Source organism: Ferrimonas sediminum (assembly GCF_900100175.1).
GTDB classification, from domain to species: domain Bacteria; phylum Pseudomonadota; class Gammaproteobacteria; order Enterobacterales; family Shewanellaceae; genus Ferrimonas; species Ferrimonas sediminum.
Window position 1 is genome coordinate 1 of record NZ_FNEM01000043.1, and the last position, 1,515, is coordinate 1,515.

Sequence of the window (1,515 nt, forward strand, 5' to 3'; positions counted from 1 at the left end):
GGCGTTGATATGATTCCCCCTGTCAATAGGCACAGATCAGTCCATGCCGGGCCCCAAAAGGCCGGCGTGGACACCCTGATGAGCAACCTTTGGCAAGTCAATGTTCGGCGGTTGACCTTGCTGATATTCGCGGGTTTGGTTATCCGCATTACTTGTTTGCGCCGTTGGAGCTTTGCCTCATTCTAGGAGCGCGCGTTTAAACGCCTAACGCCGTCGAGGATTGCTCTCACCGCTGCCGCCGGTTTGTCTCATCAGAGTGATAATTCAGGTTATTAGCCGAGGCGAACTTGCCCCTCGGGCTCAAACCGCTGGGCTAAGTCCCAGATATAGCCCGTCAACTCTCGGGCAACCGCCGTCACGGTTTTGTTGTATTCCTTGCCTCTGGCTTGAAGCTTGCGAAATCGGCTGCAAAGCCGCAGTTGAACCTCCCAGGAACGCCGTTGCAGAGTGACCGAATGATGTTGCTGGCGCACCTGCAGTTCGCGTGAGACTTTTGGGCTGAAACGATAGGCCCAGGCGGCTTCGATGAGAATGCGCCGAGCATGAGTGTTGCCGCATTTGGTTATGCCACCTCGCTTTTCTCGTTGACCACTGGAGCGCTCACTGGGCGTGAGACCAACAAAGTTCATCAGTTGCCTAGGGTTTGAGAAGCGGCGCAGGTCGCCCAGTTCGGCCATCAAGGTAATGGCTGACAAAAAGCGGATGCCTCGCAATACCGTGAGTTGCTGAACCATGGGATACCAGCGCCACGACTCGGCCAGAGTTTCCATTTCAACCTCAAGTCGCTGCAACCGTTCATGGCGCTCGGTGACGGTATGAATGTAGTCCTGAAAGGCGATTTTCTGGGCAGGTTCAAGAAAATGAATGTCCGCCAGATGGCGCTTATAAGCGTCATTCCAGTTGTTGCGGCCACTGCATGGGTGGCCGTGGCGCAACAGGAACGATTTGAGTCTTTGGCGTGCTTTACGCAGATCCAACATGGCATCTTCGCGGCAGCGAATAAGGTCACGAATGGCTTCATCGCGCTGATCCGGGATGTAGATGGACGTTAGATCGCCAGAGCGCGCCAACCGGGCCAAGGTCATGGCATCGCGTTTGTCGGTTTTGACTTTGTCGCCAGGCGCTCTGGGAATGAGGGCGGGTGCAATGACCCAACAGTCGATGTGCCGCTTTTCGAGATGACGATAAAGCCAGAAGCCACAAGGACCGGCTTCGTAGACAACACAGAGTTTATTGGCCTTGGCAGCCTGCTGTTTTAACAGCTTGTCGAAGGCTCTTAGGTTGGTGAGGATGGTTCCGTAGTAACACACGGCATCGCCCACCGTGTCAGAAACTAATGCAACATCAGTGCTTTCTTTGTGCACATCCAGCCCGACGAAAAGTGTGTTAGCTTTAACCATGTCGACCTCCTGCGGTGTTTGATTGCGTGATTCAACAAACAGTGTGGCTCTGGTTTTACTAATCCACGATAAAACGCAGGAGGCCGACACTCGCACAGGGAATCATGATGTCTAG

1 protein-coding gene is annotated in these 1,515 nt (G+C 54.1%); it reads right to left on the reverse strand.

What is annotated here, in order from left to right; genetic code table 11:
- Window positions 1-272 precede the first annotated feature (272 nt).
- Window positions 273-1,400 carry an IS110 family RNA-guided transposase gene (locus BLT77_RS19920; RefSeq protein WP_090368606.1) on the reverse strand — a complete coding sequence of 376 codons (1,128 nt, stop codon included), beginning with the start codon at window positions 1,398-1,400 and terminating at the stop codon, window positions 273-275.
- Window positions 1,401-1,515: the final 115 nt, after the last annotated feature.